The following is a 19,666-nucleotide window of genomic DNA, read 5'->3' on the forward strand; positions in this document are numbered from 1 at the left end:
GATGGCAGCGACTCAGTCCGAGACCGAGGAACTGACCTTCGAATCCACCTCGCGCTTCGCGGAGGTGGACGTGGATGGGCCGCTGCGGCTGCACTACCACGAGGCGGGGGTAGGCAACGAACAAACGGTGGTACTGCTGCACGGCGGTGGTCCTGGGGCGGCGAGCTGGACGAACTTCTCCCGCAATATCCCGGTGTTGGCTAGGCAGTTCCATGTACTGGCCGTCGATCAGCCGGGCTACGGTCACTCCGACAAGCGCGCCGAGCACGGGCAGTTCAATCGCTACGCGGCCCGGGCGCTGCACGGCCTGTTCGACCAGCTGGGGCTGGGACGTGTTCCGCTGGTGGGCAATTCGCTGGGCGGTGGTACCGCGGTCCGGTTCGCGCTCGACTACCCCGACCGCGCCGGACGCCTGGTGCTGATGGGTCCGGGCGGGGTGAGCGTCAATCTGTTCGCCCCGGACCCGACCGAAGGCGTCAAGCGGTTGGGCAAGTTCTCCGCCGAGCCGACCCGGGAGAACCTCGAGGCGTTTCTGCGGGTGATGGTCTACGACCAGAAACTGATCACCCCCGAGCTGGTCGAGCAGCGGTTCGCGCTGGCCAACACGCCGGAATCGCTGGCGGCCACCCGCGCGATGGGAATGTCTTTCGCCGGTGCGGATTTCGAGCTCGGCATGATGTGGCGCGAGGTGCACCGGCTGCGTCAGCCGGTGCTGCTGATCTGGGGCCGCGAGGATCGGGTCAACCCGCTCGACGGCGCGCTGGTCGCCCTGAAAACCATTCCACGTGCTCAGTTGCACGTGTTCGGGCAATGCGGGCACTGGGCGCAGGTGGAGAGGTTCGACGAGTTCAACAAGCTCACCATCGATTTTCTGGGAGGTGCGCGGTGAGCAGCATGGGGATCCGATCTCTAGGGTATTTGCGTATCGAGGCCACCGACATGGCGGCCTGGCGCGATTTCGGTTTGAAAGTTCTCGGCATGGTCGAGGGTCGAGGCAGCACCGACGGTGCGCTGTATCTGCGCATGGACGACTTCCCGGCCCGGCTGGTGATCGTTCCCGGTGAGCAGGACCGGCTCATCGAGGCCGGTTGGGAATGCGCGAATGCTGCTGGGCTGCAGGAGATTCGGAATCGACTCGACGTTGAGGGCACGCCCTACAAGGAAGCGACCGCCGCCGAGCTGGCCGATCGCCGGGTTGACGAGATGATCCGGTTCGCCGATCCGTCCGGTAACTGCCTCGAGGTGTTTCACGGCGCGGCCCTAGAGCACCGCCGGGTGGTCAGCCCGTACGGGCACAAGTTCGTCACCGCGGAGCAGGGTCTGGGACACGTCGTGCTGACCACCCGCGACGACGAAGAGACACTGCACTTCTACCGGGACGTACTGGATTTCAAGCTGCGCGACTCGATGAGGCTGCCGCCCCAACTGGTGGGCCGGCCCGCCGACGGTCCGCCGGCGTGGCTGCGGTTCCTGGGCTGCAATCCGCGTCACCACAGCCTGGCCTTCATGCCCGGCCAGACGCCCAGCGGCATCGTGCACCTGATGGTCGAGGTCGAACAGACCGACGACGTCGGCCTGTGCCTGGACCGGGCGTTGCGCCGCAAGGTGCCGATGTCGGCCACCCTGGGCCGCCACGTCAACGATCTGATGTTGTCCTTCTACATGAAGACGCCAAGTGGATTCGACATCGAATTTGGTTGCGAGGGAAGAACGGTCGAAGGCGACGACTGGGTTGCCCGGGAAAGCACGGCCGTCAGCCTGTGGGGTCACGATTTCAGCGTCGGCTTCAAAAGCTGATTCCGAGGCCGACCATGACCGCCGCGCCCATCGATCCACGTACCTTCCGAAACGTGCTCGGCCAGTTCTGCACCGGGATAACGATCATCACCACCGTGCATGACGACGTTCCTGTCGGTTTCGCCTGTCAGTCGTTTGCGGCCCTGTCGCTCGATCCGCCGCTGGTGCTGTTTTGCCCCACCAAGGTGTCGCGGTCGTGGCGGGCCATTGAGGCCAGCGGCCGGTTCTGCGTCAACATGCTCACCGAGCAGCAGAAGGGCGTTTCCGCGCGATTCGGTTCCAAGGAGGCGGACAAGTTCGCCGGGATAGATTGGCATCCATCGGAATTGGGCTCGCCAATCATTGATGGCTCGCTCGCCTACATCGACTGCACGGTGTCCTCGGTGCACGACGGCGGCGACCACTTCGTGGTTTTCGGTGCGGTGCAATCCCTTTCGGAGGCACCGAAGATCAAGCCGCGACCCCTGCTGTTCTATCGCGGCGAGTACACCGGTATCGAGCCGGACAAGACCACCCCCGCGCAGTGGCGCGACGACCTGGAAGCATTTCTCACCACCACAACCCAGGACACCTGGCTGTAGCGCCGCACCGGCACCGCCGCGTCAGCGTTGGGTGCCGCGATAGGTTTCCTGCGGGGCTACGCCTGCGTCCGTGGTCGTTTGTGCCGGCTCGGCCGATGATGCTGGGGCGTCGGCGGCGGCTTTGTCGCCGTCGGCCTCGTGGCGGCCGTGCTTTCCGGCCTTGGGATCGATGCGGTCGGCCCGATCCCATTGCTGTTCAAGTTGTTCGCGCGATGCCGCGGCCTCGCTTTGATGCGCGGCGGCATGTTCCTGCAACCGAGCGGCCTCGGCTGCCTTGACCTCCGCCTCGGCTTGCGCGGCGCGGGCTTTGGCGGCGGTTTCCTGGGCGAGCGCCTCGCGTCGTTCGAGTTTGGCCGACTCCAGCCGGGCCTGCTCACGAATCTGCTCGGCTTGCCGATGGCGACGACCGCGGGTGGCGTTGATGGCGACGATCACGCCGGCGATCAGCAGCAGCGCGACTACGACGGCGATCACGATCCATAAGGTGTTGTGGCTCATCAGGGGCTCCGATATCTGTGCGGCGGCGTGGCTTTACCCCACTCGGTTCCCCGTGTACGACACGCCTGAAACAAGACCGCGGGTGCCCGGGTGAGGGTGCCCGGTGGCCCGTCGAGGGGTCGGGCCACCGGGCCGATCCGGTACGGATCCCCGTATTAGACATATATCAAACAAACTCACGATGTGCGATGCCCCGGGCAGTCGCCGCAGGCGCGCCCGGCCCGCCGCTTCGGCGTTCGGCCAGAATGGACGGATGAGACTGGACTTGGCCGGCTACTTCGACCGGGTCGACTACCGCGGCCCCGCCGAGCCGACACTCGAGGTGCTGCAGGACCTGATGACGGCCCACACCCGGACCATCCCGTTCGAGAACCTCGACCCGTTGCTGGGCGTGCCGGTCGGTGATCTGGGCCCTGCTGCGTTGTTCGACAAGCTGGTGACCCGGCGCCGGGGTGGCTACTGCTACGAACAGAACGGGCTGATGGGCTACGTGCTGGCCGAACTCGGCTTCCGGGTGCGCCGGCTGGCCGGGCGGGTGGTCTGGATGTTGGCGCCAGACGCGCCGGTGCCGGCGATGACCCACACCGCGCTTGCCGTCACGTTCCCCGGCTCGCAGGGGTCCTATCTCGTCGACGTCGGTTTTGGCGGCCAGACCCTGACGTCGCCGATCCGCTTCGAGACGGGGACCGTCCAGCAAACAACGCATGAGCCCTACCGGTTGGCGGACCGCGGCGACGGCCTGGTGTTGCAGGCCGAGGTCCGCGGTGAGTGGCAGTCGCTGTACGAGTTCACCCCGCAGACCCGGCCGCAGATCGACCTCACGGTGGGCAGCTGGTACGTCTCGACCAACCCCGGCTCGCACTTCGTGACCGGGCTGATCGCGGCGACGGTCACCGACGACGCCCGGGTCAATCTGTCAGGCCGGAATTTGGCCGTCCACCGCGCCAGCGGGACCGATAAGACCGTCCTCGACGATGCGGCCGCGGTCGTCGACGTCCTGGCCGACCGCTTCGGGATCGACCTCGACAGTCTCGGCCCGCGCGGTGAGCTCGAAGCGCGGATCGCCGCAACGCTTGGCAATTGACGGCCATTTGCCGGCATCCGCGGCGACCGGAAATGCGCCGAAATCGGGCTCGATATTCGATGCTGGCAAATTATTTACGCGCCGTCCGGGCGGGCGTTAGCGGGCCATGAGCAGCGACAATACGGGTTGGCGTGAGCTGTGCCATAAGCAACCAGTGCGGCAAATCAGACGCACGCCCATTAACCTGTTCTACCGTGAGTCGGGATCACTTGGTGGATACTGCTGTGCCCACATCGGGCGAGACGGCCCGTCGCCAGAGTCGCGGGTCCCGGATCGATGTTCCCGACGGCCTGACCCTGACGTCGTACTTCGACCACAACCGCGCGCTGCACGGTGACGACCCCGCCTACCGCTTTCTGGACTACTCGCACGAACCCGACGGACATCCCGTGGTGCTCAGCTGGAACGAGCTCTGGGTCCGGGTCTGCTCGATCGGCGCTCGCCTGCAGCAGGTAACCCAGCCAGGGGACCGGGTGGCGATCCTCGCCCCCCAGGGCCTGGACTATGTCGCGGCCTTTTTCGGCGCCGTCTACGCCGGCACAATCGCCGTCCCACTCTTCGCGCCGACCATGGCGGGCCACACCGAGCGCTTGGCCGCGGTGCTGGCCGATGCCCGGCCCGCCGCGGTCCTGACCACCGCCAGCGCCGCCGAGTCGGTCCGGACGTTCATCCGGACGCTGGCGCCGGGCCAGCGACCCCGGATGATCGCCGTGGACGAACTGCCGGAGACGCTCGGCGCGATGTTCAAGGGCGCGGATCTCGACACCGACGACATCGCCTATCTGCAGTACACGTCGGGTTCCACCCGGTCACCGGCCGGCGTGGAGATCACGCATCGGTCCGTCTACACCAACGCGATGCAGATGGTGATGAGCGGCGGCCTGGATGTGGATGTCCGAACGGTGAGTTGGCTACCCCTGTTTCACGACATGGGTCTGATGATGATCATGTTCACGGCGTTCTTCGGCGCACACATGACGATCATGGATCCGATGGCGTTTCTGCGCCGGCCCTACCGCTGGATCAAGCAGTTGAGCATCGAGTCGAGGCACGGCCGCACCTTCGCCGCGGCTCCCAACTTCGCGTTCGAGCTGACCGCCGAGCGTGGGTTACCCCCGGCCGGTGAGACACTCGACCTGCGCAACGTGGTCTGCATCCTCAACGGGTCCGAGCCGGTCACCATGTCGGCCGTGGAGAAATTCACGAACGCGTTCGCCCCGTACGGCCTGCCGTCCAATGCGGTCAAGCCGTCCTACGGAATGGCCGAGGCGACGCTGTCGGTGGCCAGCATCTCCCAGGCCGCTGCGGCCAGTGCGGTCTACCTCGACCGGGAGCAGCTCGGCGAGGGCCGCGCGGTGGTCGTCGCCCCCGATGCGCCGGGCGCGGTCGCCCAGGTGTCCTGCGGCCAGCCAATCCCCGATCAGTGGGCCGTGATCGCCAACTCCGACGGCGCCGAGGTGCCCGACGGCACGGTGGGTGAAATCTGGTTGCACGGCAACAACATCGGCCGCGGCTATTTCGGGCGTGAGGACGAGACCCGACGGGTGTTCGGTAACAAGCTGCAGTCCCGGCTGGACGACGGCAGCCACGCCGAGGGTGCCGCCGACAACGGTTACTGGTTGGCGACCGGTGATCTCGGTGTCTACCTCGACGGCGAGTTGTATCTGACAGGCCGCATCAAGGACCTGATCATCATCGACGGCCGCAATCACTATCCATTCGACATCGAGACCACGGTCGGCGGGGCCTCAGCGGCGATCCGCACCGGCTACGTTGCCGCGTTCTCCGTGCCCGCCGACGCGCTGGGCTCCGTCGACGGTGGCTCCGGGGAGCAGTTGGTGGTGGTGGCCGAGCGAGCGGCCGGGGCCGGCCGCGCCGACCTCGGTGCGGTCGCCGACGCCGTGCGGGCCGCCATCTCGCGCAATCACCAGGTACGCGTCGCCGACATGCGGCTGGTCGCCGCGGGCACCATTCCCCGCACGACGAGCGGCAAACTCGCCCGCAGCGCCTGCCGGACGGAGTATCTCGCCGGCAAGTTCAACCGCTGACGGACAGCCACGGGCCGATCCGGCGCAGCGCCTCTTCGATGTCGTTTGCCGGTCCGGCGAACGAGAGCCGAACGAACTTGTGGCCTCGCTCGGTATCGAAGTCGACGCCGGGAGCAATCGCAACGCCGGTATCGGCCAACAACTTTGAACAAAACGCCAGCGAGTCCTCGGTGAAGTCGGAGACGTCGGCGTACACGTAGAAGGCACCGTCGGTGGGCGCCAGCCGGTCAATGCCGATGCCACGCAAGCCGTTCAGCAGCAGGTTCCGGTTTGCCGCGTAGTGGTCCAGGTTGCGGTCGGCCTCGGCGGTTGCCTCCGGGGTGAACGCGGCCACCGCGGCAATCTGGGACAGCACCGGCGGGCAGATGGTGAAATTTCCGGTCAGGCAATCCACCGCGCGGCGCAGCTCGCGCGGGACCAGCAGCCAGCCCAGCCGCCACCCCGTCATCGCGTAATATTTCGAAAAGCTATTGACCACCACGGCATTTCGTGAGGTTTGCCAGGCGCAGCTGGTTCGCGGGGCGCCGTCGTAGACCAGGCCGTGGTAGACCTCGTCGCTGATCAACCGCACGCCGGAGGCATCGCACCAGGACGCTATCGCCGCCAGTTCCGCGGGGGGAATGACGGTTCCGGTGGGATTGGCCGGGCTGGCGACGACGACGCCGCGCACCGGCGGGTCGAGTTCGGCGAGCATCTGCGCGGTGGGCTGGAATCTCGTCTGTTCGCCGCAGGGGATCTCGACCACCTCGCAGCCCAGCGCGGACAGGATGTTGCGGTAACAGGGGTAACCCGGGCTGGCCATCGCGACTCGATCCCCGACGTCGAAGCACGCCAGAAACGCCAGCAAGAATCCGCCCGACGAGCCCGTGGTGATGACCACCGCATCGGGATCGACGGAGATTCCGTGTACGGGTTGATAATTCGCTGCTATCGCGGCGCGCAGCTCGGCGATGCCCAGGGCCACGGTGTAGCCGAGCTGGTTGCGCTGCAGGGCGGCCGCGGCGGCCGCGCGTACCGGCTCCGGGGCGCCCACACTCGGTTGGCCTGCCGACAGGTTGACCAAGTCGCCGTGCCTGCGTTGACGCTCCTCGGCCGCCAGCCACACGTCCATCACATGGAACGGCGGGATGCCGGCGCGCAGCGCGACCGAATCGTTCACGACGTCTGAAACACCTCGGATTCCAGTCGGCGCAGCATCTCTTGAGGGGCGCCCAGCAATTGGGCGCTGCCGTGCGCGCGTTTGAAATACAAATGCATGTCGTGCTCCCAGGTAATCGCGATGCCGCCATGCAGCTGAATGCTCTCGCCCGCTACAGTACACAGCGCCTCGGTGGCGGCCAGCCGAGCGGTGGCCGCGGTGGTGGGGCTGGGATCGTTGCAGGCCTCTGACACCACGGCCTTGGCCGCGGCGATCATCACGTACAGGTCGGCCATCCGGTGTTTGAGTGCTTGGAAGCTGCCGATCGGCCGACCGAACTGCACTCGGCTCTTGGTGTATTCGACCGTCAGCTCCAGGCAACGCTCGGCGGCGCCGATCTGCTCGGCTGCCAGTAGGCTCGCCGCGGTGTCGGCGAGCCCGGGGTCGGGACCCAATTCGACGGTGTCCTGCGGCCGCAGGGCGGCCAGCCGACGGGTGGGGTCCATCGTGGTCGCGGCTTCTGCGCTGAACCTCGTCCACCGGCGCAACCGGCCGTCGGTGGCGGCGACGGCGACATCGGCGATGTCGCCGTTGACCACGTAGTCGGCGTCGAGCACCAGTGCCCCGATCGACGTTCCGGCGGCCAGCGCTTCGATTGTTTCGGTGTCCGGCTCGGGTGCCGCCAGCAATGCCAGCTCCGCCAGCGTGGTACCCAGCAGCGGCGAGGGCACCAGGGCGCGGCCGAGTTCTTGCAAAACCGTTGCCGCATCGGCCAATTCACCACCGGCGCCGCCCAGTTCCTCGGGGATCACCAGAGCGGCGGCACCCACTTGCTCACACAGTAGCTGCCATAGTCCGTCGTCGTAGCCGCGCTCGGATTCCATCGCCGCGCGAACGGCCGCCGAATTGGCGTGCTTGGCGACCAGCGCGGCGACGGTGTCGCGCAGCAGTTCCCGTTCTTCATTCAATGGCGCCGCTCCTCCTCATTACTGCGTGCTGCATCGTCGCCGGCGCGATTCAATGGCGCCGCTCCTCCTCATTACTGCGTGCTGCGTCGTCGCCGGCGCGATTCAATGGCGCCTTCGGCACGCGGTTCGATGGCGCCTTTGGCACGCGGCTCATGGCACCGCCAGCACCCGGCGCTTGTGCGCCTCCGGAGTGCCCCAGGCCGAGCGCAATGCCTGTACCCGCAGCAACCATAGGGAAAGGTCGTGTTCCTGGGTGAAACCGATTGCGCCGTGGGTCTGCAAGGCAGAGCGGGCGGCCAGCAGACCGGCATCGGCCGCCGCTGCCTTGGCCGCGCTCACGTCGCGCGCCGCGGTGCCCGCATCCTCGGCCAGCGCCAGCGCGGCCCCGTACACGAGCGGGCGCGCCAACTCGATCGCGATGTGCACGTCGGCCAGCTTATGTTTGATCGCCTGATACGAGCCGATGATGCGACCGAACTGCGAGCGCTGTTTGGCGTAGGCGACGCTGTCGGTCAGCAGCGCCTCGGCGGCCCCGACCAGCTGCGCGGCGGTGGCCAGCGCCCCGAACTCGTAGGCGCGCTGAATGTCCGCCTGCCACGGTGCAGCGGTCGCGGTGACGTCGTACAGGCGCCGACTGGGGTCGACGGAGCGGTGGCAGGCCCCCGCGGTTGCCGTGCTGACCCCGTCGGGGCCGGCCAGCAGCACCAGGCCGGCGGCGTTCGCATCCACCGCCCGCGGCATGTCCGGCGGCAGCGCGACCGCGGCGATCAACTCCCCGGAGGACAGCGCGGCGCTGTGGTCGGCCTGACCGGCCAGCAGAACCGGTGCCACGGCGATGGATTCGGCGACCGGTCCCGGCACGCACCACCGACCCAGTCGTTCCAGCGCGACCACCAGGTCCACCGGATGAGCGTCCAGTCCGTCGAATTTCTCTGGCACGGCCAGCGCCGTGACGCCGAGGTCGGCCAATTGCTCCCACACCTTGCGGCCGGGGGCGAGGTCACCGTCGGACCAGGCACGCGACGCGCCGGGCAAGTCCGCACCGCCCAGCGCCGCGTCGATGCTCGCCGCGAAGTCACGCTGCTGCTCGTCGAGCGCGAATTTCACTTGGTGCCTCCGGACTTCTCGCGCGGCAGACCCAACAACCGCTCGGAGATGATATTGCGCTGAATCTCGTTGGTACCGGCATAGATCGGCCCGCCCAGTGCGAACAGCAGGCCGTCGGTCCACGGGCCGGCGATCTCGCCGTCGGCGCCGCGAATATCGATCGCGGTCTGGTGGATCGCCACGTCGAGGTCGGACCAGAACACCTTGGTGACCGACGATTCCGCGCCCAACTCGCCGCCGGCGGCCAGCCGCGTCACCGTGCCGAAGGTCTGTAACCGGTAGGCCTGCGCCTTGATCCAGGCGTCGGCAACCCGGTCGGTGAACTCGACGGGTGAGCCAGCGTCCCGCCACAGCTGCACCAATCTTTCGGCGGCCGCCAGGAATCGGGCCGGGCTGCGCAGCGACATGCCGCGCTCGTTGCTCGAGGTGCTCATCGCCGCGCGCCAACCCTCGTTCGGGGTGCCGATGACATCGCGGTCGGGCACGAAGACGTCGTCGAGAAAGATCTCGCCAAAGCCGGTGTCTCCGCCCAGCTGCACTATGGGGCGCACGGTGACACCCTTGGCCTTCAGGTCGAACATGAAGTAGGTCAGCCCGTGATGGCGCTCGGCGGTCGGGTCAGACCGGAAGAGTCCGAAGCCCATTTCGGCGAACGGGGATCGCGAACTCCAGATCTTCTGCCCGTTGAGCAACCAGCCGCCTTCGGTCCGGGTCGCGGTGGACCGCAACGAGGCCAGGTCGCTGCCGGACTCGGGTTCCGACCAAGCTTGGGCCCAGATCTGTTCTCCGCTGGCCATTTTCGGCAAGATCCGATCGCGCTGCTCTTCGGTGCCGTGGGCGAACAACGTTGGCGCCAGCATCGAGGTGCCGTTGGCGCTGGCACGCCCCGGTGCGCCGGCGCGAAAGTATTCTTCCTCGAACACCACCCAGTGCAGCAGCGGCGCGGCGCGGCCGCCGTACTTGGTCGGCCAGGTAATCACCGACAGGCCGGCGTCGAACAACACCCGGTCCCAATGCCGGTGCTGGGCAAAGCCTTCGGCGTTGTCGTACGACTTGGTGGGAATCGAGTCGGCGTTGGCCGCGAGGAATTCGCGGACCTCCGCCGCGAACGCCAGCGTTTCTTCGTCCAGTTCCAGGTCCAAAATCAGGTCCATTCTCGCAGTTGTGGCTTGACCACCTTGCCACCCGCATTGCGGGGCAACGCGTCGACGAACCGCACCGATCGAGGTGCCTTGAAGTTCGCCAGATGTTCTCGGCAATAAGCAATTACCGTCTGTTCGGCGAGTTCGGCGCCCGGGCGGGGCACCACGAACGCCCGTCCTACCTCACCGAGACGCTCGTCGGGAACCCCGATCACCGCCGCGTCGACCACCCCGTCCATCCGGGCCAGCACCTGTTCGACCTCGGCGGGGTAGACGTTGAAACCGCCGCAGATGTACATGTCCTTGAGTCGGTCGGTGATGCGCAGGTTGCCGTTTCGGTCCACCGCGCCGATGTCGCCGGTGTGCAGCCAGCCGTCGGCGTCGATCGCCGCTGCGGTGGCCGCCGGGTCGTCCAGATAGCCCAGCATGACATTCGGGCCGCGCAGCAGCACCTCGCCGGCTTCCCCGGGAGTGGCTGCGTCGATGCGCAATTCGAAGTCGGCGAACGGGCGCCCGCAGGTGGTCGCGACGGTCACAGCGTCGTCGTCGGCTCGGCAGCTGGTACCCATGCCGTTGGCCTCGGTGAGGCCGTAAGCGGTCAGCACGATGTCGATGTCGAGCTCGGATTGCATGCGTTCCACCAACACGACTGGCACGGTCGCGGCGCCGGTCACCGCGAATCGCAGCGAGCTCAGGTCGTAGTCGCCGCGTGCCGGGTGATCAAGCAGCGTCTGGTAAATCGTTGGCGGCCCGGGCAATACGGTGATGCGATACTGCTCGATGGCCTGCAGCGCGCGCAACGGGTCGAAGGTGAGGTGGGGGATCAGCGTCGCGCCCGTCTGCAGGCACGCCAGGATTCCGGCCTTGTAGCCGAAGTTGTGAAAGAACGGGTTGATGCACAGGTAGCGATCGTCGCTGGTGATCTTGCCGTTGGCCGCCCAGGACGCCGACGCCGACAGCGATTGCCGGTGTGCGCACAGCACCCCCTTGCTGCGTCCGGTGGTGCCGGAGGTGAACAGGATGTCGCTGACGTCGTCGGGTGCGACGGCGGCCGCGCGGGTGAGCACCGCGCTCCTGTCGGTGCCGCGGGCGATGAACTCGTCCCACGTCCCGTCGTCCGCCTCGATCGGAATACGGATGATGTGCCGCAGCACCGGCAGCGCCTCGCGGTGCAGGTCGGCCACGCGGTCGTGGCCGAGGAAGCGGCCCATGCCGAACAACACCGGCGCACCGGTGCGGGCCAGGATGTCGCCGGCTTCAGCCGCGGTGTAGCGCGTGTTCAGCGGGACCATCGCGGCGCCGGCGTGATGAATCGCCAGGCAGGCCACCACCCAGTGCCAGGTGTTGGGCGACCACACGGCCACCCGATCGCCGTGCTCGACACCCAGCGCGATCAGCGCGGCGGCCGCGCGGTGCACCTCGTCGCGCAGTTCGGTCGCGGTGAAGGAGCGCTCGTCGGTGATCAACGCGGGGTGGTCGGGCAGCTGGTCGACGAGACGATCCAACGCCGCGGGCACGGTGCGCGGAGTCATCAGCGCCGCTCGCCGCCGCCGAGACGTAAACCATTGCGACCTTGCACGGCGTGTCGTCGCAGCCGCTGCAGTGTCGGGGCGTGACGCATGAAAGCTCTATCTCCTCCCCGGTGCACGGCGGCCATCGGCGACGCTCCTAACAAAGCAAGTGCTTGGTAGGTTAGCCTACAGGGCATGCAGGACGTCGAGGAGTTCCGGGCGGAGGTCCGCACTTGGCTGGCCGACAATCTGGTCGGCGAATTCGCAGCGCTGAAGGGCCTCGGCGGACCCGGTCGCGAGCACGAGGCGTTCGAAGAGCGCCGGGCGTGGAACCAGCATCTAGCCGCGGCGGGGTGGACCTGTCTGGGGTGGCCCGTCGAGCACGGCGGCCGCGGACTGTCGACGGCGCATCGGGTCGCGTTCTATGAGGAGTACGCCAAGGCCGACGCGCCGGACAAGGTCAATCACTTCGGCGAGGAGCTGCTGGGTCCCACGCTGATCGCGTTCGGGACACCCGAGCAGCAGCAGCGCTTCCTGCCGCGCATCCTCGACGTCACCGAGCTGTGGTGCCAGGGCTATTCCGAACCCGGCGCCGGCAGTGACCTGGCCAACGTCTCCACGACCGCGGAGTTGGACGGCGACCAGTGGGTGATCAACGGGCAAAAGGTGTGGACGTCGCTGGCGCACCTGTCGCAGTGGTGCTTCGTGGTGGCGCGCACCGAGAAGGGTTCCAAGCGGCACGCGGGCCTGTCGTATCTGTTGGTGCCGCTGGATCAGCCGGGCGTGCAGGTGCGCCCGATCGTCCAGATCACGGGTACCGCGGAATTCAACGAGGTGTTCTTCGACGACGCCCGCACCGACGCGAGCATGGTCGTTGGCGCACCCGGCGACGGCTGGCGGGTGGCGATGGGGACGCTGACGTTCGAACGTGGCGTCTCCACGCTCGGCCAGCAAATCCGCTATGCGCGTGAACTTTCCAATCTCGTGCAGCTCGCGCAGCGCAACGGGGCCGCCGACGATCCCGTCATCCGGGCTCGGCTCACCCGGGCCTGGACCGGTCTGCGGGCCATGCGCTCCTACGCCCTGGCCACGATGGACGTCGAGCAGCCGGGCCAAGATAACGTGTCAAAGCTGTTGTGGGCCAACTGGCATCGCGATCTGGGTGAGCTCGCGATGGATATCATCGGCAAGCCCGGTATGACGTTGTCCGACGGTGAATTCGACGAGTGGCAGCGACTGTTCTTGTTCACCCGCGCCGACACCATTTACGGCGGATCCAACGAGATCCAGCGCAATATCATCGCCGAGCGGGTGCTCGGCCTACCCCGAGAAGTTCGGGGATGAGCGCTTGCGCGAAGACATTGGAGGAAGCATGAGTCTGTCCGAGGTTCCGAAAGAGATTGCGGGACATGGACTTCTGACGGGCAAGGTCGTCGTCGTTACCGCGGCAGCGGGTACCGGCATTGGCGCGGCGACCGCGCGCCGGGCCCTCGCCGAGGGGGCCGACGTCGTGATCTCCGACCATCACGAGCGCCGGCTTGGCCAGACCGCCGAGGAACTGTCGGGTTTGGGCCTCGGCCGGGTCGAGCACGTGGTGTGCGACGTGACGTCGACGGCGCAGGTTGACGCGCTGATCTCCTCGGCGAACGCCCGGTTGGGACGCATCGACGTGCTGGTCAACAATGCCGGGCTGGGCGGCCAAACCGCGGTGGTGGACATGACCGACGAGGAGTGGGACCGCGTCCTGAACGTCACACTGACCTCGGTGCTGCGCGCCACCCGCGCGGCGCTGCGCTACTTCCGCGACGCGCAACACGGCGGCGTGATCGTCAACAACGCGAGCGTGCTGGGCTGGCGGGCGCAACACTCGCAGTCGCACTACGCCGCCGCCAAGGCCGGGGTGATGGCGTTAACCCGTTGCAGCGCAATCGAAGCCGCCGAGTATGGGGTTCGCATCAACGCGGTGTCCCCGAGCATCGCCCGGCACAAGTTCCTGGAAAAGACGTCGTCGGCCGAGCTGCTGGACCGGTTGGCCGCCGGGGAGGCGTTCGGCCGCGCCGCCGAGCCCTGGGAGGTCGCGGCCACCATCGCGTTCCTGGCTAGCGACTACTCGAGTTACCTCACCGGCGAGGTGATCTCGGTGTCCAGCCAGCACCCCTGATGCCAACTGGCCAAGCAAGCGCTTGGTTGATACTCTGATCGGATGGACCGCGTGCCCGGTCAGGCCAATAGTCGACGAGACGAGTTGCTCGAACTCGCCGCGACGATGTTCGCCGAGCGCGGACTGCGTGCCACCACCGTGCGGGACATCGCTGATGGAGCCGGGATTTTGTCGGGCAGTCTGTATCACCATTTTGCCTCGAAAGAGGAGATGGTCGACGAAGTGCTGCGCAGCTTCCTGGATTGGCTGTTCGCCCGGTACCGCGAAATCATCGACGCCGAACCCAATCCGCTGGAGCGGCTCAAGGGACTGTTTATGGCGTCGTTTGAAGCCATCGAGCATCGGCACGCGCAGGTCGTGATCTATCAGGACGAAGCCCAGCGGCTGCTGGCCCAACCCCGGTTCGCCTACATCGAGGACATGAACCGGCAGCAGCGCAAGATGTGGGTCGAGCTGCTGCATCAAGGCGTCGACGGGGGGTACTTCCGGCCCGACCTCGACGTCGACCTCGTGTACCGGTTCATCCGCGACACCACCTGGGTGTCGGTGCGCTGGTATCGACCCGGCGGGCCGCTCACCGCGGAACAGGTGGGACAGCAATATCTCGCCATCGTGCTCGGCGGGATCACCAACGACGATGCAGAACGAAGTGATGAGGCGGACCGACACCATGGCTCGTGTCGGTGACGATGCAGAACGAAGTGATGAGGAGGAGCGACACCATGGCTCGTGTCGGTGACGATGCAGAACGAAGTGATGAGGAGGAGCGACACCATGGCTGAGGCGTACGTCATTGACGCTGTACGTACCGCGGTCGGCAAGCGCAACGGTGCACTGGCCGGGGTCCATCCCGTCGACCTGGGCGCTTATGCGTGGCGGGGACTGCTCGACCGGGTCGACGTCGACCCGGCCGCGGTGGACGATGTGATCGCCGGGTGCGTCGATGCCATCGGTGGTCAGGCGGGCAACATCGCGCGGCTGTCCTGGCTGGCGGCCGGTTATCCCGAGGAGGTTCCGGGCGTCACCGTGGACCGCCAATGTGGTTCCAGTCAGCAGGCGATTTCCTTTGGTGCACAGGCGATTATGGCGGGTACGGCCGACCTGATCGTGGCCGGCGGCATGCAGAACATGAGCTGGATCCCAATCTCGTCGGCGATGACGGTCGGCGAGCAATTCGGCTTCACCTCGCCGACCAACGAGTCCAAACAGTGGCTGCACCGTTACGGTGATCAGGAGATCTCCCAGTTCCGCGGCGCGGAGATGATCGCCGAGAAGTGGAACTTGTCGCGCGAGGAGATGGAGCAGTATTCACTGGCCAGCCACGAGCGCGCGTTCGCGGCGATCCGCAACGGCCACTTCGACAACGAAATCCTCACCGTGGAAACCGAATCCGGGCCGTTCCGGGTGGACGAGGGACCGCGCGAGTCGTCGCTGGAGAAGATGGCCGGCCTGAAGACCCTGGTGGAGGGCGGCCGGCTGACCGCGGCGATGGCCAGCCAGATCTCCGACGGTGCCAGCGCGGTGCTGCTGGCGTCCGAGCAGGCAGTCAAGGACCACAAGCTGACGCCACGCGCGCGCATCCACCACATCAGTGCCCGGGCGGCCGACCCGGTGTTCATGCTCACCGGTCCCATTCCGGCCACGCGCTACGCGCTGGACAAGACCGGCCTGTCGATCAGCGACATCGACACCGTGGAGATCAACGAGGCGTTCGCACCGGTGGTGATGGCCTGGCTCAAGGAAGTCAAGGCCGACCCGGAGAAGGTCAACCCCAACGGTGGCGCGATCGCCCTCGGTCACCCGCTGGGCGCCACCGGCGCAAAGCTGTTCACCACCATGCTCAACGAGCTCGAGCGTACCGGCGGCCGTTACGGTTTGCAGACGATGTGCGAGGGCGGCGGCACGGCCAACGTCACCATCATCGAGCGCTTGTAGCCGATGGCGCGGTGCAACACTGGCAGGGTAAACGACGCATCACCGCCTCGACTGTTGCGCTGCGGCTTTGGGTGTGCGTCCCGGGCGGCGACACGCCGACGGACCACGCCGTGGCGTGACTGTCAAAGCCGCAGCGCAACAGTCGAGGCGCCGTCAGTCCTCGATCAGGGCGGCCGCCGACTGCAGGTGCTTGATCGCATCCCCCACGATCGACTCGATCAGCTCGGCGCACGACGGCAGATCCTCGATGATGCCGGCGACCTGACCCGACGCCAGCACACCGGCTTCCGTATTCCCCTCGACGAGGCCGGCTTTCAACAGCATCGGCGTGTTGGCCGCCATCACGACCTGCGACCAGCTCATGTCTTTACCGTGGCGCATCGCCATGCCATCGGCGATCATCGACCGCCACGTCATCTGCGACATGTGCTTGAACTTCCCGGCATTGCGCACCGCGGCGGTGAAACCCCTTATCGGCGAACCGCTTTCCAGCTTTTCAACCAGTCCGGTGCGCAGCACGCGATGCGGCATCCCGTCGACGCGAGTGGTAACCACGGTGCCGTCCAGCGCCGCCTGTAGATAGCGTTGCTTGACCGCGTCCGGCACGGTCGAATCCGAGGTGAGCAGGAACCGGGTACCCATCGCCACCCCGGCCGCGCCGTAGCCCAGTGCCGCGGCCAGACCACGGCCATCGAAGAACCCGCCCGCCGCGATGACCGGGATGCCGCTGCTCCGGACCGCATCCAGCACCGACGGCAACAGCAGGGTCGTCGCGACGGGACCCGTGTGACCCCCGCCCTCACCGCCCTGCACGATCATCGCGTCGGCCCCCCAGCTCGCCACCTTGCGCGCATGCTTGGCCGCGCCGATCGACGGGATCACCACGGCGCCGGCCTCTTTGAGGCGGGCAATCAACTCCTGCTTGGGCGCCAGCGCGAAGGACGCGACCTTGACGCCCTCGCGGATCATCAGCTCGACCCGATCGCCGGCGTCGGCGGCGTCGGCGCGGATGTTGACGCCGAACGGCTTGTTGGTCGCGGCCTTGACCTTCTTGATGGCCGTCGCCAACTCGTCCAGGGTCATGGTGGCCGACGCCAGGATCCCGAGCCCGCCCGCGTTGGCGGTGGCCGCCACCAGCCGCGCACCGGCCACCCAACCCATCCCGGTTTGCACCACCGGATGCTCGACTCCGACCAGCTCGGTCAGCGGAGTGCGCAGCCTCACGACCGAATCTCTCTGTCGCGCAGCGATTTCGGATCGATAGCCTCGCGGATCAGGCGCAACTCTTCGTCGGTCGGCAGCCGAGTCTCCCCGGCGGAGTCAAGGCCGTGAATCTCGAACGAGGTGTTATCTCGCACGGCGTCGGGCGTCACCCCGGGGTGCAGGGTCACCACTCGCATGGTCCGGTCGGGGCCGCCGAAGTCGAAGACGCCGAGATTGGACACCACTCGATAGGTGTTGGCGAAGCGGAATGCCGGGTTGTCGGCATCGACGTTGTCCCAGCCGATTCCACAGACGATGTCCACTTTTTCGCAGAACACCCGCTTGGAATGGTTGCCCACCCAGTAACTGGTCGCGTGATTGATGGCGTTGCCGGGTGCGCCGCGCACACCGAACATCTGCCGCGTGGGCCGCTGCAGTGGTCCGAACGCCGAGATGTTCTGATTTCCAAAGCGGTCAACCTGATTGGCGCCCATCACCACATGCCGCCGGCCCCAGGCCAGGGTCTCGAAGACCCGGCCGAACGGCATCCACCCTTCGACGGCGCCCGGGGTGCCCAGGGCCGGGGTGTCGGCCAGCAGCTGCGCCTCGCCGTCGGTCAGCAGGATATCGGGGGAGAAGGTCAGCCGGGCCAGCCGCGCCCCCACCGACGCCATGTTCGTCATTGGACTGACCATGATTTCACCGGCGTCCCGGAACAACTCGGCGCAGGCGACCGCACACACTTCGGCCCGGGTGGCGCTCATTTCACGGCCTCCTCGCCAAACGCGCGCACGGCGGCTTGATAGTCGTCTTCGCTGCCGGACAGATAGGTTTGGGTGAACTTCTGCCAGCCCTGCTCGGTCGATGCAGCCTCGGCGTAGTGCCGCTGGAACTTCTCGTCGCGACCGTAATCCGGTGCCGCGGTGGTGAAGTGGGCGCCGTTGGGCGCTTCCACGACGGCATCGACCATCATGCGGTTGACCAGCAACGCCTGCGGAGGCACCGCCTTGACCAGGTCCTCGGTCGCGACGACGCGCTCCACCGAGAGGTAGCGCCGATCGGCGGCCATCAGGAACAGGTCGTCGAAGTAGGGATCTATCCCCGTGTAGGCGGCATTGCCTTGACTGTCACCGAGATTCAGGTGGACAAACGCGGCATCCAGGCGCAGTGCCGGCATGGCGATCAGGGTCTCGTGGCCGCCATCGGTCGGGTAGGGCGAAGTCACGGTTTGCAACTCGCCCTCCCAGAAGTCCGGCACCGAGCTGCCCAGCCCGGCACGAATCGGCAGGAACGGCAACCGTTGGGCTGCGGCCTGCAGTCCGCACCGCAGCATGCCCTCGTCCATCTCTCGCGCCTCGATCTGGCCGGCGCCGCGGGCCTTGGCGAACCATGGGTCGTAGAACGGCGGGGAGTCCAGCGAGACGAAGCCGTAGTAGGCGCGTTTGACCTTGCCCGCCGCGCAGAGCAGGCCGAGGTCGGGTCCGCCATAGCTGACCACCGTCAGGTCCTGGATATCGGTGCGCAGGATGGCGCGCACGAACGCCATCGGCTTGCGTCGCGAGCCCCAGCCCCCGATGCCGATGGTCATGCCGCTGCGCAATCCCGCGACCGCTTCGCCCAGCGTCGTTCTCTTGTCGGCCACTACGCGCCGCTCCTCTCGCCCTTGCTGGTGCCGGCGAACGCGTCGCGGTGCTCGTCCGACACACCGGCCAGGTTCAGCTCGAACGTAAAGCCTTGTTCCATGCGGTAACTCGAGTTGACGCGCTGGACGTCGATGAAGTTCAGCGCTTCTTTGGCCGCGCGGATGACGCGGGTGTCTTTGGCTGCGATGTCGCGGGCCACTCGAAGTGCGGCCTCGTCCAGCTGGTCGCGTGGCACCACTTCGTGCACCGAACCGAAGTGGTGCAGGGTCGCGGCGTCCACGGTGGCCGCGGTGAAGAATAGTCGCCGCATCATGTGTTGGGGGACAAGCCGGGACAAATGTGTCGCCGCGCCGAGGGCGCCGCGTTCCACTTCGGGCAGCCCGAAGGTGGCGTCGTCGGAGGCGACGATGACGTCGGCATTGCCGACCAGTCCGATGCCGCCGCCGACGCAGAAACCGTTCACGGCCGCGATGACGGGTACGGCGCATTCGTAGACGGCGCGGAAGGCGGCGAAGCACCCGCGGTTGGCGTCGATGAGCGCGGTGAAACCCTCTGTGCGCTGCATCTCCTTGATGTCGACGCCGGCGTTGAACCCGCGGCCCGCGGCCCGCAGAATCACGGCGTGGGTTTCGGGGTCGGCGCCCGCCGCCGTGATCGCGTCGGCGAGTTCGAACCAGCCTTGCGACGGGATGGCGTTGACGGGCGGATAGTCAACGGTGACCGCGACTATGCCCGGTTCGGTGCTGGTGGATGTGATCGTCAATTGGCACTTCCTGAACAAATTGCGGCCGACTACCTAAGCAAGCACTTGCTTGGTACGCTAGCACAGTGACTCGCGCCGAGGCAGGCC

The 19,666-nt window shown here is 66.9% G+C and carries 19 protein-coding genes; 9 read left to right on the forward strand and 10 right to left on the reverse strand.

Annotation, left to right across the window (positions count from 1 at the left end):
• Position 1: 1 nt before the first annotated feature.
• Genes hsaD through hsaB form a run of 3 tightly spaced genes read left to right on the forward strand, consistent with a single transcriptional unit; the run spans position 2 to position 2,378 of the window.
• Positions 2 to 889, forward strand: coding sequence for a 4,5:9,10-diseco-3-hydroxy-5,9,17-trioxoandrosta-1(10),2-diene-4-oate hydrolase (gene hsaD, locus AWC25_RS04875; protein ID WP_085166432.1), 888 nt, complete (start codon positions 2 to 4; stop codon positions 887 to 889).
• A gap of 5 nt (positions 890 to 894) precedes the next feature.
• Positions 895 to 1,797: an iron-dependent extradiol dioxygenase HsaC gene (gene hsaC, locus AWC25_RS04880; RefSeq protein WP_069402367.1), complete on the forward strand. Its 903-nt coding sequence runs from the start codon at positions 895 to 897 to the stop codon at positions 1,795 to 1,797.
• Positions 1,798 to 1,811: 14 nt separating this feature from the next.
• Entirely contained in the window at positions 1,812 to 2,378 is a 567-nt protein-coding gene (hsaB, locus tag AWC25_RS04885) for a 3-hydroxy-9,10-secoandrosta-1,3,5(10)-triene-9,17-dione monooxygenase reductase subunit (RefSeq protein WP_069402350.1), read from the forward strand.
• 21 nt (positions 2,379 to 2,399) lie between these two features.
• Here hsaB and AWC25_RS04890 read toward each other — a convergent pair whose 3' ends face one another.
• On the reverse strand, positions 2,400 to 2,876 hold the full coding sequence (locus AWC25_RS04890) for a hypothetical protein (protein WP_069402349.1): 477 nt from the start codon (positions 2,874 to 2,876) through the stop codon (positions 2,400 to 2,402).
• Positions 2,877 to 3,129: 253 nt separating this feature from the next.
• Between AWC25_RS04890 and AWC25_RS04895 the strand changes: the two genes are divergently transcribed.
• Positions 3,130 to 3,960, forward strand: a complete 831-nt coding sequence (locus AWC25_RS04895; RefSeq protein WP_069402348.1) for an arylamine N-acetyltransferase family protein — start codon at positions 3,130 to 3,132, stop codon at positions 3,958 to 3,960.
• A 212-nt stretch (positions 3,961 to 4,172) separates the two neighbouring features.
• On the forward strand, positions 4,173 to 6,008 hold the full coding sequence (locus tag AWC25_RS04900) for a fatty acyl-AMP ligase (RefSeq protein WP_232327275.1): 1,836 nt from the start codon (positions 4,173 to 4,175) through the stop codon (positions 6,006 to 6,008).
• Here AWC25_RS04900 and AWC25_RS04905 read toward each other — a convergent pair.
• The 5 genes from AWC25_RS04905 to fadD3 form a co-directional block, all read right to left on the reverse strand.
• A complete protein-coding gene (locus AWC25_RS04905) occupies positions 5,998 to 7,167 on the reverse strand; it encodes a pyridoxal phosphate-dependent aminotransferase (protein ID WP_069402346.1) in 1,170 nt (389 codons plus the stop codon). The two genes, AWC25_RS04900 and AWC25_RS04905, sit on opposite strands and share 11 nt — an antisense overlap.
• Entirely contained in the window at positions 7,164 to 8,114 is a 951-nt protein-coding gene (gene ipdE2 / locus AWC25_RS04910; RefSeq protein ID WP_085166433.1) for an acyl-CoA dehydrogenase IpdE2, read from the reverse strand. The genes AWC25_RS04905 and ipdE2 overlap by 4 nt, the downstream gene beginning before the upstream one ends.
• Positions 8,115 to 8,264: 150 nt before the next feature.
• Positions 8,265 to 9,221 carry an acyl-CoA dehydrogenase family protein gene (locus tag AWC25_RS04915; protein WP_069402344.1) on the reverse strand — a complete coding sequence of 319 codons (957 nt, stop codon included), beginning with the start codon at positions 9,219 to 9,221 and terminating at the stop codon, positions 8,265 to 8,267.
• Positions 9,218 to 10,363, reverse strand: a complete 1,146-nt coding sequence (locus AWC25_RS04920; RefSeq protein WP_069402366.1) for an acyl-CoA dehydrogenase family protein — start codon at positions 10,361 to 10,363, stop codon at positions 9,218 to 9,220. The genes AWC25_RS04915 and AWC25_RS04920 overlap by 4 nt, the downstream gene beginning before the upstream one ends.
• A 2-nt stretch (positions 10,364 to 10,365) precedes the next feature.
• Entirely contained in the window at positions 10,366 to 11,895 is a 1,530-nt protein-coding gene (gene fadD3, locus AWC25_RS04925) for a 3-((3aS,4S,7aS)-7a-methyl-1,5-dioxo-octahydro-1H-inden-4-yl)propanoate--CoA ligase FadD3 (protein ID WP_069402343.1), read from the reverse strand.
• 174 nt (positions 11,896 to 12,069) lie between these two features.
• On the opposite strand from fadD3, the gene ipdE1 reads away from it, so the two are divergent.
• From ipdE1 to fadA6, 4 genes are all read left to right on the forward strand, one after another.
• Positions 12,070 to 13,218: an acyl-CoA dehydrogenase IpdE1 gene (gene ipdE1, locus AWC25_RS04930; RefSeq protein ID WP_069402342.1), complete on the forward strand. Its 1,149-nt coding sequence runs from the start codon at positions 12,070 to 12,072 to the stop codon at positions 13,216 to 13,218.
• Between the two features lie 28 nt (positions 13,219 to 13,246).
• Positions 13,247 to 14,035 carry a (5R,7aS)-5-hydroxy-7a-methyl-1-oxo-2,3,5,6,7,7a-hexahydro-1H-indene-carboxyl-CoA reductase gene (gene ipdF, locus AWC25_RS04935; protein ID WP_069402341.1) on the forward strand — a complete coding sequence of 263 codons (789 nt, stop codon included), beginning with the start codon at positions 13,247 to 13,249 and terminating at the stop codon, positions 14,033 to 14,035.
• Positions 14,036 to 14,077: 42 nt separating this feature from the next.
• Positions 14,078 to 14,722, forward strand: a complete 645-nt coding sequence (gene kstR2, locus AWC25_RS04940) for a TetR family transcriptional regulator KstR2 (protein ID WP_085166434.1) — start codon at positions 14,078 to 14,080, stop codon at positions 14,720 to 14,722.
• 87 nt (positions 14,723 to 14,809) lie between these two features.
• Positions 14,810 to 15,970, forward strand: coding sequence for a steroid 3-ketoacyl-CoA thiolase FadA6 (fadA6, locus tag AWC25_RS04945; protein WP_085166465.1), 1,161 nt, complete (start codon positions 14,810 to 14,812; stop codon positions 15,968 to 15,970).
• Positions 15,971 to 16,123: 153 nt separating this feature from the next.
• Here fadA6 and ipdC read toward each other — a convergent pair whose 3' ends face one another.
• From ipdC to echA20, 4 genes are read right to left on the reverse strand one after another with little or no spacing between them, the layout of a single operon-like run.
• A complete protein-coding gene (gene ipdC, locus AWC25_RS04950) occupies positions 16,124 to 17,194 on the reverse strand; it encodes a (3aS,4S,5R,7aS)-5-hydroxy-7a-methyl-1-oxo-octahydro-1H-indene-4-carboxyl-CoA dehydrogenase (RefSeq protein ID WP_069402338.1) in 1,071 nt (356 codons plus the stop codon).
• Entirely contained in the window at positions 17,191 to 17,937 is a 747-nt protein-coding gene (ipdB, locus tag AWC25_RS04955; RefSeq protein ID WP_069402337.1) for a cholesterol ring-cleaving hydrolase subunit IpdB, read from the reverse strand. The genes ipdC and ipdB overlap by 4 nt, the downstream gene beginning before the upstream one ends.
• Positions 17,934 to 18,815, reverse strand: a complete 882-nt coding sequence (gene ipdA / locus AWC25_RS04960; protein WP_069402336.1) for a cholesterol ring-cleaving hydrolase subunit IpdA — start codon at positions 18,813 to 18,815, stop codon at positions 17,934 to 17,936. Before ipdA ends, ipdB begins: the two co-directional genes overlap by 4 nt.
• On the reverse strand, positions 18,815 to 19,579 hold the full coding sequence (gene echA20 / locus AWC25_RS04965) for a (7aS)-7a-methyl-1,5-dioxo-2,3,5,6,7,7a-hexahydro-1H-indene-carboxyl-CoA hydrolase (protein WP_069402335.1): 765 nt from the start codon (positions 19,577 to 19,579) through the stop codon (positions 18,815 to 18,817). Before echA20 ends, ipdA begins: the two co-directional genes overlap by 1 nt.
• Positions 19,580 to 19,666: the final 87 nt, after the last annotated feature.

Source organism: Mycobacterium sherrisii (assembly GCF_002102355.1).
Lineage (GTDB): Bacteria > Actinomycetota > Actinomycetes > Mycobacteriales > Mycobacteriaceae > Mycobacterium > Mycobacterium sherrisii.